At 62.9% G+C, this 15,393-nt stretch carries 14 protein-coding genes; 6 read left to right on the top strand and 8 right to left on the bottom strand.

The window, feature by feature from the left end; all coding sequences use genetic code 11:
- Positions 1-30 precede the first annotated feature (30 nt).
- Genes AC0L14_RS32445 through AC0L14_RS32430 form a run of 4 tightly spaced genes read left to right on the top strand, consistent with a single transcriptional unit; the run spans position 31 to position 4,518 of the window.
- Entirely contained in the window at positions 31-753 is a 723-nt protein-coding gene (locus tag AC0L14_RS32445) for a GntR family transcriptional regulator (protein ID WP_473751930.1), read from the top strand.
- Complete coding sequence (locus AC0L14_RS32440) at positions 750-1,679, top strand: dihydrodipicolinate synthase family protein (protein ID WP_473751929.1); 930 nt, start codon at positions 750-752, stop codon at positions 1,677-1,679. Before AC0L14_RS32445 ends, AC0L14_RS32440 begins: the two co-directional genes overlap by 4 nt.
- Entirely contained in the window at positions 1,676-3,175 is a 1,500-nt protein-coding gene (locus tag AC0L14_RS32435) for an aldehyde dehydrogenase (RefSeq protein WP_473751928.1), read from the top strand. The genes AC0L14_RS32440 and AC0L14_RS32435 overlap by 4 nt, the downstream gene beginning before the upstream one ends.
- Positions 3,172-4,518, top strand: a complete 1,347-nt coding sequence (locus AC0L14_RS32430) for an NAD(P)/FAD-dependent oxidoreductase (protein WP_473751927.1) — start codon at positions 3,172-3,174, stop codon at positions 4,516-4,518. Before AC0L14_RS32435 ends, AC0L14_RS32430 begins: the two co-directional genes overlap by 4 nt.
- 9 nt (positions 4,519-4,527) lie before the next feature.
- Here the strand turns inward: AC0L14_RS32430 and AC0L14_RS32425 are convergent, their stop codons facing one another.
- The 8 genes from AC0L14_RS32425 to AC0L14_RS32390 all read right to left on the bottom strand — a co-directional run bounded on the left by AC0L14_RS32425 (position 4,528) and on the right by AC0L14_RS32390 (position 13,427).
- Positions 4,528-5,262 carry an SDR family NAD(P)-dependent oxidoreductase gene (locus AC0L14_RS32425; protein ID WP_473751926.1) on the bottom strand — a complete coding sequence of 245 codons (735 nt, stop codon included), beginning with the start codon at positions 5,260-5,262 and terminating at the stop codon, positions 4,528-4,530.
- On the bottom strand, positions 5,259-5,993 hold the full coding sequence (locus AC0L14_RS32420) for an SDR family NAD(P)-dependent oxidoreductase (RefSeq protein ID WP_473751925.1): 735 nt from the start codon (positions 5,991-5,993) through the stop codon (positions 5,259-5,261). The genes AC0L14_RS32425 and AC0L14_RS32420 overlap by 4 nt, the downstream gene beginning before the upstream one ends.
- Before the next feature lie 12 nt (positions 5,994-6,005).
- Positions 6,006-7,109, bottom strand: a complete 1,104-nt coding sequence (locus tag AC0L14_RS32415; RefSeq protein ID WP_473751924.1) for a mandelate racemase/muconate lactonizing enzyme family protein — start codon at positions 7,107-7,109, stop codon at positions 6,006-6,008.
- A complete protein-coding gene (locus AC0L14_RS32410; RefSeq protein ID WP_473751922.1) occupies positions 7,110-8,234 on the bottom strand; it encodes a mandelate racemase/muconate lactonizing enzyme family protein in 1,125 nt (374 codons plus the stop codon).
- Positions 8,231-9,313 (bottom strand): alcohol dehydrogenase family protein, encoded by a 1,083-nt coding sequence (locus AC0L14_RS32405; RefSeq protein ID WP_473751944.1) that lies wholly within the window; start codon positions 9,311-9,313, stop codon positions 8,231-8,233. Before AC0L14_RS32405 ends, AC0L14_RS32410 begins: the two co-directional genes overlap by 4 nt.
- Before the next feature lie 126 nt (positions 9,314-9,439).
- Positions 9,440-10,996, bottom strand: coding sequence for a trimethylamine methyltransferase family protein (locus AC0L14_RS32400; protein WP_473751921.1), 1,557 nt, complete (start codon positions 10,994-10,996; stop codon positions 9,440-9,442).
- A 132-nt stretch (positions 10,997-11,128) separates the two neighbouring features.
- Positions 11,129-12,196, bottom strand: a complete 1,068-nt coding sequence (locus AC0L14_RS32395; protein ID WP_473751920.1) for an FAD-binding oxidoreductase — start codon at positions 12,194-12,196, stop codon at positions 11,129-11,131.
- Between the two features lie 4 nt (positions 12,197-12,200).
- A complete protein-coding gene (locus AC0L14_RS32390; RefSeq protein WP_473751943.1) occupies positions 12,201-13,427 on the bottom strand; it encodes an aromatic ring-hydroxylating oxygenase subunit alpha in 1,227 nt (408 codons plus the stop codon).
- Positions 13,428-13,582: 155 nt separating this feature from the next.
- On the opposite strand from AC0L14_RS32390, the gene AC0L14_RS32385 reads away from it, so the two are divergent.
- Positions 13,583-14,461, top strand: a complete 879-nt coding sequence (locus AC0L14_RS32385) for a LysR substrate-binding domain-containing protein (protein WP_473751919.1) — start codon at positions 13,583-13,585, stop codon at positions 14,459-14,461.
- A 21-nt stretch (positions 14,462-14,482) separates the two neighbouring features.
- The coding region (locus AC0L14_RS32380) for a lysophospholipid acyltransferase family protein (RefSeq protein ID WP_473751918.1) at positions 14,483-15,393 on the top strand (911 nt) is incomplete at its 3' end.

Raw genomic sequence — 15,393 nt, 5'->3', positions numbered from 1 at the left:
ACGAGACAGGGGCGCGGGAGGAGACTTGCAGTGAGCGACGATACCAGGAGCAAAAAAGCGATCTGCCTGGAGGACCTGCAGCGGCGGATCCTCACCCAGGAACTCGATCCTGGCAGTTACCTCGACGAGTCCAAGATCTCCGAAGCCTACCAGATCTCCCGTCCCCCCCTGCGCGAGGTTCTGCGCCAGCTCGCGGGCGACGGCTATGTCGTGCTTCACGAGAACCGCGGTGCGCAGGTCGCGCCGATGACGCACAAGACGCTCAGGAATTTCTTTGTCGCCGCCCCGATGATCTATTCGGCCGTGACGCGATTGGCGGCCGAACACGCGAAGCCTAGCCAGATCATGCGGCTCAAGGATACGCAGCTTCTCTTCCGCGCCGCGATCCGCGAGGGCGATACGGCCCAGCGCGCGCTGATGAACGAGCGCTTCCACGCTATCATCGGGGACATGGCGGACAACGAGTATCTGACGCCAAGCCTGCGCCGCCTGCTGATCGACCACACCCGGATCGGCATGACCTTCTACAATTCGCGCAAAGTGGCGCTGGCTGAGCAGCGCGCAGTCGCCGCCGACCAGCATGACCAGTTCATCGCTCTGATCGAGGCGGGCGACGCCGACGCGGCCGCCGAACTGGCCGTCGCGCATTGGGAACTGTCGCGCGCCGAGATCGAGAGTTTTGTCACGCCCACAAGTATCCATGTTCCGCTTGGCCGCGCGCCGGGCGCCCAGGACCAGAGAGGAGCCTCATGAAGTTCGAAGGCATCTACACGCCCGTCATCACGCCGCATCGTGAGGACGGCACCATCGACCGCGACGCCTTCGCCGTGATGATCGAGTACCTGATCGCTTCCGGTGTTCACGGCATCATCAACGGTGGCTCCACCGGCGAATATTACGCCCAGTCAATGGACGAGCGGATGGAAATGGCGAAGCTCGCAAAGGAGGTGATTGCGGGGCGCGTGCCGCTGATCGTCGGCACCGTCGCGATCCGCCTGGCGGATTCGATCACGATGGCCGAGACTGCGGCCAAGATCGGGGCCGATGCCATTTTGGTGGGCTCGCCGCCCTATTCGGTCCCGACAGAGCGCGAGAACGCCCTCAATGCGCTCGCGATAGACCGGGCTGCAGACCTGCCAATCATGCTCTACAACTATCCCGGCAGGATGGGCATCAACATGGGCGAGGAGTTCCTCGACCGCATCGGCCGCAGCCGCAATTTCTGCGCCATCAAGGAAAGCTCGGGCGACATTAACCGCGTCCACCTGCTGGCGCGTGACTATCCCCACATCGAGATGTCCTGCGGCATGGACGATCAGGCGCTGGAATTCTTCGCCTGGGGCGCGCGGAGCTGGGTCTGCGGCGGCTCGAATTTCCTGCCGGCCGAACACATCGCATTGTGGAAGGCCTGCGCGGTCGAAGGCAACTTCGCTAAGGGGCGCCGAATCATGTCGGGGCTGATGCCGCTCATGCGCGTCCTCGAACAGGGCGGAAAGTTCATCCAGTGCATCAAGCACGGTTGCGAGATGGATGGTTTGCGCGCCGGGCCGCCGCGTCCGCCGCTGAAGGCTCTGAACAAGGACGACAAGCGGCAGCTGGAACAGGTTGTGCGTGTCCTGAAACGAGCTGTCGCCGCCATTGATGCCGAAACCACGTTAAAACTGAGGGCTGCCGAATGACCGATCTTCTGACGACCGAAGAGTACAAGGCCGTTGCCGCCGGGCTGAACTTGCCGACGCAGGCCTTTATCGACGGCAGCTTCCGCCCGGCAAGGTCGGGCAAAACCTTCAACACGATCAACCCGGCGACCGGCGAGGTGCTCGCCAAAGTGGCGGCCTGCGACGCCGCGGACGTGGACTATGCCGTCACGAAGGCGCGTGACGCATTCGAGGACGGCCGCTGGTCTCGCTTGCACCCGCGCGAGCGCAAGGAGGTGCTGATCCGACTTGCCAAGCTTATCAAGCGCAATGCGCGCGAACTGGCGGTCATGGAAAGCCTCGATAGCGGCAAGACGATCTATGATTGCGAGACGGTCGACGTGCCGGAGACGATCAACTGCCTGACCTGGCATGCCGAGTTGATCGACAAGATCTACGATCAGGTGTCCCCGACTTCGGACAACCACATCGCCATGATCGTGCGGGAACCCGTTGGTGTCGTCGGCCTCGTCCTGCCGTGGAACTTTCCACTCCTGATGCTCGCCTGGAAGATCGGACCGGCCCTTGCCTCCGGCTGCTCGGTCATCGTGAAGCCGGCCGAGGAGACCTCGCTCACCGCGTTGCGCGTCGGCGAACTGGCGATGGAGGCCGGCGTGCCGGCGGGCATATTCAACGTCCTACCTGGCAGCGGGCCGGATGTCGGTGAGCCCCTCGGACGTCACATGGACGTGGACATGATTTCCTTCACCGGTTCCACCGAGACGGGCCGGCTTTTCCTGCGCTACGCTTCGGAATCGAACTTGAAGGAAGTTACGCTCGAGATGGGAGGCAAGAATCCGGCAGTGGTTCTCGACGACGCGGAAAATCTGGACCGCGTGGCGGCGCACATCGTCAACGGCGCCTTCTGGAACATGGGTGAAAACTGCTCGGCATCGTCGCGGCTGATCGTGCAGAAGGGCATCAAGGATGACCTTCTGAAACGTATCGTCGCCCATACCCGCGAATGGCCGGCCGGCGATCCGCTCGACCCCGTGAACCGCATCGGAGCCCTGGTCTCGAAGACGCATTTCGACAAGGTCTGCTCCTATCTCGGTAAAGTGCCGAAGGTGCTTCTTGGCGGCAAGGCGGAAAATGGGTTCGTGGAGCCCACAATCCTCGATATTTCCGACCGCGATGCCCCGCAGGTCCGTGAAGAGATCTTCGGCCCGGTTCTGTCGGTCCTGACGGTGGACAATTTCGACGAGGCAATCGCGCTGGCCAACGACACGCAATACGGCCTCGCAGCCTCGATCTTCACCGCGAACGCCAAGCGGGCGATCCGCGGCGCGCGGGCGATCCGGGCCGGCACGGTCACCGTCAACAGCTTCGGAGAGGGCGATATCTCAACCCCCTTCGGCGGCTTCAAGGCCAGCGGCTTTGGCGGCCGCGACAACGGCATCCAGGCGCACGATCAATACACGCAAATCAAGACGATCTGGGTCGACCTTTCCGACGACGCCGACGAGGCCGTTGCTTGACCGTCAGAACCGCGCGCCGGTTGCCGGTCCACAGAGGGCCGGCCGCATGGAGCGCCATCCTGCCGGGGCAGGAGGCGCCTGACGTGCTTGGCACGACGCTGACCGCCGATTTCGCGGTGGTCGGTGCAGGGTTCGCAGGGCTGTCCGCAGCCCGACGGCTGAAGCAGCTCCATCCGGGTGCCCGGGTCTTCGTGCTGGAGGCCGGGAAGCTCGCCGAGGGCGCGTCCGGCCGCAACTCCGGTTTCATGATCGACCTGCCGCATGATGTCTCATCGGAGGACTATGCCGGGCAGGCGGTGGAGAGCGACAGGGCGATCATCGCGCTCAACCGCGCCGCGATTGCCTTCGCGCGCGAGGCGGTCGAAGAATACCGGATCGACCCGGCCTTCTTTGACCCCTGCGGCAAGGTGAATGGCGCCGCGAGCGCGGCGGCCGACGCCCACAACCGCAGCTATGCCATCCATCTCGCAGAGATCGGTGAGCGCGGCGAAATGCTTGACGCCGACGCCATGCACGAGTTGACCGGGAGCCGTCATTATATTTCGGGTCTTTATACGCCGGGAACTGTGCTGATCCAGCCCGCAGGCTACATCCGCAGGCTCGGCGCGGGACTTCGCCGGAACCGGGTCGAAGTGTACGAGAACTCGCCTGTAAGCCGGATCGAACGGACTGGCTCCGAATGGGTATTGACGACCCCTGGGGGGCGCGTGACGGCAGGAAAAGTGATCCTCGCGAACAACGGTCACCTGGAAAGCTTTGGCTACGCAAAGCGCAGGCTGATGCACATCTTCCTCTATGCCTCGATGACCGCCGATCTCGATGCCGAAGCGCTGGCCAGGCTCGGAGGGCGACCGCGTTGGGGGATCACCCCCTCTGATCCGATGGGCACCACGATGCGCCGGATTGACCCTGCCCAGGGCGGCAACAGGATCATCACCCGCACCTGTGCGAGCTTCCTTCCGGGAATGGAGGTAAGCGCAACAGCCCTCGAACGTGCCGCGCGCGTGCATCGACGGAAGTTCAACGACCGTTTCCCAGCGCTGAAGGACGTGCGAATGGAATACAGTTGGGCCGGCCACCTCTGTCTGAGCCGCAACGGCGTCTCGGTCATGCGCGAGCTGGAGCCCGGCCTCATCGCCGCCTGTGTCGACAACGGGCTAGGCACCACGAGGAGCACACTGGCGGGTATAGCGGCGGCGGAACTTGCAAGCGGCGAGTCCAGCCCGATCTCCCGCCATTTCTGCGCGGAGGAGGCCCCCCTGAAACTCCCGCCTCCGCCAATCGCGGAGATCGGCGCGAACGCATATCTGCGCTTCAGGGAATGGCGGGCATCCAGGGAATGAGGACGCGGATCAGGGCAGGCTGAGCTTGGCCATACGCCCGCCGTCGATGGTCCAGACCTGACCGGTGACAAATCCGGCTTCCTCCGCGGCAAGCCATGCCACCAATGCCGCAACCTCTTCCGCCTTGCCGGTGCGGCCGACAGGATGGATGCGTCCGATGTCGCGGCGGAAAGCCATGGGATCGGGCATGCTCTCGATGAAATCTTCGTTGAGATCCGTGTCGATCCAGCCCGGAGCGACAGCGTTGCAGCGGATGCCCTCCGGCCCGTGGTCCACCGCCACGGCGCGCGTCAACCCATGTAAGCCTGCTTTCGACGCGCAATAGGCAGCATGTCCGGGATTCGCGCCCAGCCCCTCGATCGAGCCGATATTGACGATAGCGCCGCGAGTTTTCCGCAAATGAGGCAGAGCAAACTTGATCAAAAGGAATGGAACGGTGAGGTTCACCGTCAAGGTTTGCGCCCAGTCCTCGGCAGTCATGTCCTCGATCCGAGCTTCGCGCATCATGCCGCAATTGTTGACCAGCACGTCGAGTTGCCCCGCACGGTCGATGACCTCGCTCACCACGCGTGCGGGACTGGACGGATCGGTGAAGTCGGCGGCGATGGCGTCGAATTCGTCATCCTTGCCGCGTTGGGCTGTGAAGAGCCGGGCGCCTTCGCTCCTCAGGCGTCTTGCAATCGCCTGCCCGATCCCGGTGCGACCGCCGGTCACAAGTGCAACCATGCCCTCGAAGCGACTCATGACACCGCTTTCCCGCCATTGACCTCGATCAGGGCGCCGCATACGTAGCGCGCCGCGTCCGAGGCGAGGAATAGGATCACGTCGGCTATGTCTTCCGGCTCCGCGATCCGGCCCAGCGGCACCGTCTTGCCCAGTTCCGCCACCGCGCTGTCGGGGTCGAAGCCGCGTCTAGCGAAGCCGGAGCGCAGCATCGGCGTGTTCACCTCGTTCGGGCAGACCGCATTGATGCGGATGCCCTGGTGAGCGTGATCCCGCCCCATGCACTGGGTCAGCGACGCAATGGCAGCCTTGGTCATGCAGTAGACCGCGTGGTTCGGGCCGGGACGCAGGCCCCAGCAAGATGCAATGTTGACGATGGCGCCACCACCCGCTTCGGCCATTATGGGAATGGCGGCGCGGCAGATCCGGAAAGGAGCCTCGACATTCACCCCCACTGACAACGACCAATCCGCGTCGGAGGTATCGGTCACCTGTCCGCGGGTGATGACGCCTGCGTTGTTGACCACGATATCGAGTCCGCCAAGAGCCCCGGCCGCAGCGAGCGGCAGGGTATCGGCATAACCCGCATCCAAAAGATCGCCGGGCAGGTGCGCCTCGGCCTCAATGCCGGTCACATCGCGATCGGCCACCGCCACCCTCGCTCCAGCCGCGCGCAATCGCGTAACGATAGACGCGCCGATGCCGCCGGCCGCTCCGGTGACCAGCGCCTTCTGCCCCGAGAAATCCATCATCGCCCCCACTGTTCAGAACGAGCCGATGGGGCTGCCGAACAGGCTCTCGTCTGGGCTGATGCCAAGACCCGGTCCCTGCGGTCGCCTGATATGGCCGCCTTCGATGCGGATTCCGTTCTCGGAATCGAAATGACGTTCGATATAGGGGGCGGCCAGCCAGACGCCTTCGAGCAGATGCGGGGCGACAGTCGCACCGATATGGGTGCAGGCCGCGGCGATGATATCACCGCCCCATGCATCGTCGCAGGTATGCGGCAGATTCCGCGCAGCACACATGTCGCGGAAAGCCCGCATCGGGTGCAGACCACCGATCCGGGTGACCTTCATTCCGAAGCCGTCAATCATTCCGGTGCCGGCGGCAGTGATTGCCGTGTTCAGGCTGGTGCCATTCTCATCCATGTAGATGGCATGATTGACCTGTGGACGGATCTTCTGCAAATCCTCGATCGTGTTGCAGGGCTGCTCCATGATGAACGGGATGTCCGGGCACTCACGGCTGACCCGCAGCGCGTCACGGGTGGTCCAGCCTCGATTGCCGTCCACCGCGAGACGCACGCCCGACCCACGGATTACCTCCCAGACCTTGCGGATGGTCTCGATGTCTATCTCGACCGGGCGCCCGCCGACCTTGACCTGCAGGCGGGGATATCCCTCCCGGCTTTTCTCCGCCGCGATCCGGGCGATCTCATCCGGAGAGCCGACACCGGTAGCGTAGTAGGACGGCACACGGTCTGTCAGCGCTCCGCCCAGAAGATCGGAGACGCTCACACCCAGCTTCTTGCCCAGCACGTCATAGGCGGCGATGTCGAAGGCAGCCTTGGCGTAGTTGTGGCCGTTGAGCAGGCTGTCCATGCGTCGGTGCAATGGCACCGGCAGGATCTCGGCGCCGATCAGGCCTGGCGCCATCGCGGCGAGCGCCGCCGAGGCTCCGGCGACGTGAGATTCCGCATAGGTCGGGCCAACCGGGCAGGTCTCTCCCCAGCCAAAAAGGCCGTCGTCGGTCACCAGCTTGACCAGGGTCGTGGTCAACGACCAGACTTCGGCATTGGCCATCGTATAGGGACCGTTCTTGACGGGCAGGTCGTAGCGGTGGATGTGGATTTCGGAAATCTTCATTCAGAGACTCCAGGCTTGTACGGGAGCGCCGAGCGCCTCGCGGTTGACTTCAATACCCAACCCCGGCGCATCTGGCGGCAGAACACGACCGTCGCGCGTGACAGGATCGAACCGTGCTGTTTCCAGCGTGACCATGTCACGGGAATTGAGGATGCAGCGCAGCAGGCGCGGTGGCACCGTCGCTCCCAGATGAACGATCGCGGCATAGGCGATATCCGATCCGACGGTGTCCTGGACGCTCATCGTAAGGCCGGCAGCGCGACAGAGGTCACGCTGCCGGCGCGAAGGCGTGAGACCGCCTGCCTTGGTTATCTTGAGTCCGATGCCATCGGCCGCATCAAGCGCAATCAATCGCGCGAGATTCTCGTCCTCCATGACAAGCTCATCCAGAATGATCGGCACGGTGCAGTGACGCCGCAGTGACAGAGTTTCGCGCCATGTCGCGCAGGGCGCCTCAAGCACGAAGTCGAGGCCGTCGGGAAGAAGCCTGAGCATACGCATCGCAGTTTCCGGCACCATCCCGCCATTGGCATCGGCGATAAAGTATTCGCCGGGCTGCCTGTCGGCGAGACAGGCTCGGATCCGGTCAGCATCAAGGATGGGGCCGCCTTCGTGGTCGAGCGCCCCGATCTTGATAGAGTGGCCGAGATAGCCGCGCGACCGATGCTCCGCGACACGCTCGCGCATTTCTTCTGGCGCGCCCGCATAGATCGACGAGATCGTCGCCATCGGAGTGCCCGTCGAGCCGCCCAGAAGCTCACAGACCGGGCGGTTCACTGATTTCCCGAACAAATCCCAGCATGCGGCGTCGATGGCGGCCTTGGCGTGGTTGTGGCCGACAAGCACTGCATCCATTGCGTCATAAATCCGATCGGTCTGACGGGGATCACGCCCGAGAAGATGCGGAGCGATTTCTTCAACCCCGGCGCGCGCGCCGCGCGCATGCGCCGCGATGTAAGTGCCACCGAACGGGGTGCTTTCACCCCAGCCCTCGGTCCCGTGATCCGCCACAACCCTGACGATCACGGCATCGAAGTCTCGATATTCGCGCCCGCCCGACAGCTGATAGACACCGCCGGAATAGGGCAGGGTCACTTCATAGAGCTCAATCGTCGCGACCTTCATTCGATAATCTCCTGGGATGGAAGCAGGACCAGTTTTCCGACATGGGACTTGGCAAGGAAATCCTTCTGGGCTGCGACGACATCTTTCAGCGGATAGGTTTTCGCCACGACGGGCCGGATGGCGCCGGCCTCGATGTAGGAAATGAGGTTCTCGAACACCGTGTCTTCCTGGAAGGTGCATCCGAACAGGGTCAGATCCTTCAGGTAGAGTGTCCTCAGGTCGATCTCGGCGATGGGGCCAGCGATTGCTCCCGCGACCGCATAGCGGCCTCCGCGGCGAAGAATGTCCATGAGAGGTGGCCAGCCCGGACCACCAACAATATCGAGAACGACATCGACAGCGCCGTGGCCGAGTTCCTGCAGAAGATCGACATTCCGGTCGATCACCCGCTCCGCTCCTAAGGCGAGGATCTCCTGAGCCTTGGCTGCCGAGGCGATCGCGATGACTTTGGCGCCCCTCCGACGGGCGAGCTGGACCGCTGCCGATCCGACGCCTCCCGATGCTCCCGTGATGACCACGGTCTCTTCGCCGACCCCGGCACGGTGCAGCATGTTCTCGGCGGTCGAGTACGCGCAAGGAATTGAGGCGAGCTCGGCATCCGACCAGTCGCACCGGACCGCGTAGGTCTCACGCGAAGGTGCGACCGCGAACTGCGCGAATCCGCCGTCGCATTCGGAGCCGAACGTCCAGCACTCGTAGGGCCGGTAATCGACGTAGGAGCGCAGCATGTTGCGCACGAGCACGCGCTCGCCGATCCGCAAGTCGTCTACGTCGTCGCCGACCGCAACGATGCGGCCGCACACGTCCGCTCCCTGTATCCGCGGGAAGACCAGGGGCGTTCCAGACCAGCTTGCATCGCCGCCTTCGGCGGTGGCAAACCCCTCCGCTCCGCCCGTATTGGTTCCAGCAGCCACGCTCTTGGAATACCAGGCTGTGCGGGTGTTGATGTCGGTGTTGTTGACACCGGCCGCAGCGACCCGGATCAGAACCTCGCCGCGGCGTGGTGCCGGGACGGGCACGTCAGTGCGATATTCGAGCTTCTCGAAGCCGCCATGACCGGTAAGAAGTACCGCCTCCATCTTCATCTCGTTTCCTCGTCTCATGTCACATGCGGCGGTCCGCTAGACCGCTCGCTCGCGTGTCGTGTCCGGGCCACAACATGGGAAGCAGGGCCGGCCGTGCCGGCGGCCGGATCAGGGAACAAGTCAGTAGCTCTGATTGAGTTCGTCCGCCGCCGGGATTTCCCGCTCGCGCCGTGCGATGTAGTCGCGTAGCGCCTCGTCCTTGGCCTCGTCGAGCTTCGGTTCCTGGTATTCCGACAGCAGCCTGCGGGCATGCTTCAAAGCGCGCTTCGTGGTGTCGAGGCCGCCTTCGGCCTGCCACTGTTCGACCGAGTTGTTGTCGAACAGCTCGGGCATGAAGTACGCGGTCTGGAAATTCTCCTGCGTATGCGAATGGCCCAGATAGTGTCCGCCCGGGCCGACATCCGGTATCGCAGAAAGTGCCTGATCGAAGTCGTCCCATTTGGGACCCTCGGCCATTCGGTAGGCCATGGCGCATTGCTCGGCATCGACAACGAATTTTGCGACCGAGCAGTGCATCCCGGCCTCATTCCAGCCCGCCGAATGCCAGATGTAGTTCGCCCCCGCGTGAAGGACGGCCGAGAGGGTCGTCGCACTCTCATAACCAGCCTGCGCATCGAAGGTCTTGGCCCCGCCGAGCAGGCTCGACGTGCGCCAAGGCACACCGTAATGCCGCGCCATCTGCCCGATCATGAAGTTCATCAGGGAAATCTCGGGCGTACCCGCCATTGGCGCACCGGATTTCATGCTGACTGTCGACAGGTAATGGCCATAGATGGCCGGCGTGCCCTTGCGGATAACCTGGGTGTAGGCCAACGCCGAAAGCGCCTCGGCATTCAGCTGTGCGACGGTCGCAGGAACGGAGGCCGGAGTGTTGGCTCCGCCGAGCACGAAGGGCGAGCACAAGACAGGCTGATTGCGCCGGCAGAAGGCCCGCATCGCGCCCAGCATCACCTCATCCCAGACCAGCGGCGAATTGCCATTGCAGTTGCCGGTGGTGACGGGATGCTCCTCCATGAAGTCCTCGCCGAAGAGGATCGCACACATCTCCATCACGTCTTCGGCGTTCTTGGGACTGGTCGTCATTCCCATGAACATCTTGTCGGAATGTTTCATCGACGAATAGGTGATGCGCAGGTGCCGCTGGCTGATCGGATGGTCGTAAGGCTCCACGATGTGATGCGCTGACGAGTGCAGCGCGGGCATCATGTGGCTCAGCTTGTGGAACATCGCGAGGTCTTCGAGCATCGGATTGCGCCGGACATCGTCCAGGTCACGCAGATAGGGAGCGCCCGTCATAGGGACGAATACCGAATGCCGCCCGCCGAGGCGTACGTTGTTGGCGGGGTTGCGAGCGTGATAGGTGAAATCCGACGGGATGGTCGAAATGAGTTCGCGCACCAATCCGCGGTCCAGATACACCATCTCCCCCTCGACCTTGGCGCCGGCACGTTTCCAGTCGTCCACCGCGATCGGATCGCGGAAAAGCACGCCGACGTTTTCGAGGATGTCCATGGAGGCGGCGTCGATCCGCTCTACCTGGGAACCACTCATAACCTCACACACGGGGATGCCGCGGGTCAGACCAGGCAGCATCTGAAAGTCGGGTGTCGTGCGCAAGGTCCTTCGGGCCGCCCGTCCACCGGCTCGCGATCTGGGTGTTGCTGCAACTTCGCTCATTCCGGCACCTCCTGGCTCACCCCAGTGTCGCGCTGTTCCGATCGTGCCGCTTGCCGGAATCCGAAATCCGACTGCAGGAAACGACAGTCGACCATGTGCCTGCCCGGCCAGCGTTCGAATGCCGGCCGCATTCTATGCGTCCACCGCAATATGGCCGATCGGATTGGTGCAGCAGGCGAGGATGTATCCTTCCGCAATGTCTTCGTCGGTGATGCCGCCGTTGTGCAGCATGTGCACCTGGCCCTCCGCCTTGAAGACCTTGCAGGTTCCGCAAATCCCCATCGTGCAACCCGACGGAATCACCAAACCGGCGGCACGCGCAACGCTGAGCACAGTATCGGTCTCGGTGCATTTGGCGATGATGCCGGACAGGGCGAAGTGGACCTCGGCTGTGTTGTCCCCGTGCGGCACCACATCGGCGGGGACATTCTCGGCCTCCGCCGGCGGGGCATGGAAGCTCTCCTGATGGTAACGCTCCATATCGTAGCTGAGACCGGCCAGCGCTTCACGGACAGCCCTCATGAAGGGTTCGGGCCCGCAGCAAAACACCTCCCGCTCGAGATAATCCTGCGCCATCAGGCCCAGCATCAGCTGGTTGAACATGCCCCGGTAGCCGGTCCACGGCCGGTATGGATCGGTGCCTTCGACCACCCAATGCAGATCGATGCCGGTGACGCGCGTCGACATCTGCTCCAACCGTTCGCGGAAGACGATCTCGGAGGGACGACGGGCACAATTGACAAAGACGATATCCATCGAGCGCCCGGAATCGTAAAGATGGGTCGTCATCGACATCATCGGCGTTATGCCCGAACCGGCCGAGATGAAGAGATACTTCTCCGCCGGGTGGTGCACGAAGGAGAAGCCGCCTGCCGGACCGATGGCCCGCAACCGCACGCCCGGCCGCAGATGGTCGAACATCCACCGTGTTCCGATGGAATCGGCCTGCGCCTTGACCGTAATCGTCAGGGAGGTCGGGCGCGAGGGGGAAGAGGAGATCGTGTAGGTGCGGTAGAGCGGCCCGTCGGGAAGCGGCAGCTCGAAGGTAAGGAACTGCCCCGGATCGAAGTTGAACAGCGCTCTGGACGGGCTCTGGAAGCAGAAGGTCATGACGTTCGGCGCTTCCGGAAGGAAGGAGACGCATTCAAGGTCTTCGGCGTCTGTCCAGAACTGGAGCCTGGGCTTCCCGGCCGCGCTCATACCCTCACTCCGCCGCGATCTGCATGGGGGTGATGGAACGCTCGAGCCTGCGTGCATACCAGTCCACGAACTGGGTCACGCCGCTTTCCCAATCCGGCGAATAGGGGCCAGGAACATAGGCGGGTGAGAGAATCCCGAGCTGGTTCGTCTCGACGATCTCGCGATCCTCGTCATTCGTCGCGATCCAGACCTCGGTCAGACGCTTGAGGTCATAATCCACGCCCTCCACGGCATCGTTGTGCACCAGCCATGTGGTCGTGACATCGGTTTCCGTCGGGCTGACCGGTGTGACGCGGAACGTCAGCGAATGGTCGGGCAGGAGATGGTTCCACGCGCTGGGATAGTGGAAGGCGAGCAGGGATCCGGCATCAGGCACCCGCACGCGACCGAGTTGCTTGCGGACCGCGGCCTTGCCATCCATCGTGTAGCTGACAGCCGTTCCCTGAAGCGGCATTCGCGCCAGGCGGAACTGCCCCTCGCCAGCCAGCATGAACTGGGCGGGCGCACCAGCCGCTGCGCAACGGTCGAAATGTGACTGGAGCTTGGCAGAGATCGACCCGTCGGCCGACACGCCCGCGACCTCCGGGTCCAACGGGAAAGACCGGCACAGCGCAGGGTGATTGGCGCTGCAATGGTAGCACTCACGATTGTTTTCCCAGACCAACTTCCAGTTGCCCTTCTCGACGATCGTCGAGCTGTAGGCCACCTTGGCATCCTGGAGATCGTGAACTTCGAGATAGGGCGTCGCCAGCCGCGCGAAGGTTTCGAAGTCCGGCGGGTTGTCGGCCAGGCAGATGTAGATGAGGCCGTTCAGATTGCGCAGACGAACGGGCTTAAGACCATGACTGGCCGGATCGAAATCCGGGCCCATATTGTTCGCCCACACTAGCTTTCCATCCAGATCGTACGTCCACTGGTGGTAGGGACAGACGAGCTTCGCCACATGGCCCTCGCGGGCCTTGCAGATCATCGACCCGCGATGGCGGCAGGAATTGTGGAACGCTCGGATCTCACCATCACGGCCCTTCACGAGGACAATCTGGTAGGCACCGATGCGCATGGTCGCGTAGCTGCCGGCCTTAGAAAGCTGGCAGGCTGGGATCGCGTAGAGCCATTCCTTGTAGAAAATCTCTTCGAGATCGAATTGATAGATCTCCGGCGACACATAGAATGGCTGCTCGAGGGCATGCCCCGGAACACGACGTGAGAGCAGTTCTTGAACGCTTGTCATGGGTGGCAACCCTAGCTTCCGAGTCAAAGATTCAACTGAGCTAATACAATCAGCTCCGGGAATCCCTTTGACAACGGCAGAAAATTTCACCTTGACTTAGATGAAGTAACCTCGGACTCGGCGGGGAGACGACGCCTGCCATCGAAGGGACCCTGATGCCAAGGCCATATGACCTCTCATCGATGACCGCTCTCATCTGCTTCGAGGCTGCCGCCCGCAGTTCGAGCTTCAAGAAAGCTGCACAGGAAATGAGCGTGACGCCTGCGGCAGTCAGCCATCAGATCAAGGCGCTCGAGACCGATCTCGGATGCAGTCTGTTCCTGCGTCGGCACCGCGGTGTCGAGTTGACGGAGAAAGGGGCATTTCTGTTCCTTGCGATCCAGCGCGGGTTCGAGACGATTTCCGAAGCTGTCACCCAGCTACGCGACCAACCAGAAGCGGTTGACGTGACCATCGGGACAACCACGGCGATCAGTTCGCTGTGGCTCACGCCGAAGATTTCCGCTTTCTGGAAGCTCCATCCCGCCATCACCGTCTCGCAGATCGTCAGCGACGTGCCCGTAAGGACCAGCCGCTGCGATCTAAGCATCCACTACGGCAATCCTCAGGAGGAAGGCGTCGAGTACCGGAAACTCTTTCAGGATCACATCGTCGCCCTGGGAACGCCGGGCTTCATCGCCGAGCACCGCATTGCGGGGTTGGACGATCTGCTGAAGGCCCCCCTGATTCATTCGAGTGGCGAGGAAACCGACTGGACGACCTGGTCCGACTGGTTTGCGGCGCTTGCACGGCCCGTTCCGAAAGGCCGCGGCTTCCATGTAAACAACTACATGATCGCGCTTCAGGCCGCCCAGGACGATGTCGGTGCCGTATTGGGTTGGGATGGCCTCGTTGGAAGCTTGATGCGGGAGGAGAGGCTTGTGAAGCTTGTGCCTGAAAGCGTTCCTTCACCCAAGGCGTTTTATCTCAAAACTCATCCGCGTGCCTCTTCGAAAGCTCGACTTTTTGCGGACTGGCTCGTCCAAAGCTCTTAAGCGGGGTGGGAAGCTGTCGTCATGTCTACATTACCGGCCGGCGTGCGCAAGGGAGGCGTCGTCGTGTTCGGCGCCACCGATCAATCCACGGGAACGGAGCGTGTAGTCGTCGTGGCGGAAACGCGCGAGACCGACGAACCCGCCCGCGCAGAGTTGCAAAAGCGCGCTCATGAGGTCGCAACGGATATCGCCGGGACACCTCCCGACGATATGGTCCTCGCGCCGCCGCGGGCCGTGCCGAAGACATCCAGCGGGAAGATTCGCCGCAGCGCGGCCAAGGAGCTTTACGAGAGCGGGACAATTGGAGCGCCGCAACGCTCGCTCTGGTGGCAAGTCTTGCGGCTGTCGTTTGCGGGAGCAGGCCCGCAGCTGAAGCGGCTGCGCCGGCTTCTCGCCGACGTTGTCTACGCCGGATGGTGGTGGATCGTCGTGGCCTGCGGCTTCTTCTTGGCATGGCTGGCGGTGATGCTTCTGCCGCGACTCGGCTGGCGCTGGGCCGCGGCGAGGACGATCGCCCGTGCCGCGCTCGCCCTTGCCGGCGTGACCATCACGGCGAGCGGCATCAAGTACATTCCCCGCCGCAACGCGATACTCGCATTCAACCATTCGAGCTATATGGACGTCTTGGTGTTGGCTGCGGTTCTGCCGGGAGAACCAGCTTTCATGGCCAAGAAGGAGCTGGCGGGACAGGTCTTTGCCGGGCCCTTCCTGCGCCGGTTAGGCACACTGTTTGTCGAGCGCTACGATGTTACCGGCAGCCTTTCCGACGCCGAGTCCCTGACCAAGGTCGCCCGGCAGGACCGCATTCTCGTGTTCTTTCCCGAAGGCACGTTCACGCGCAGACCAGGTCTCTCTGCCTTCTATCTCGGGGCTTTCAAGGTCGCGGTTGATGCCAACCTGCCGGTACTGCCCGGCATCATCCGTGGAACGCG

The sequence above is a fragment of the Mesorhizobium sp. WSM4841 genome (genome assembly GCF_055811515.1).
Note: the sequence above shows the minus strand (reverse complement) of the source record. Positions and strands in the feature narration are given on the sequence as shown.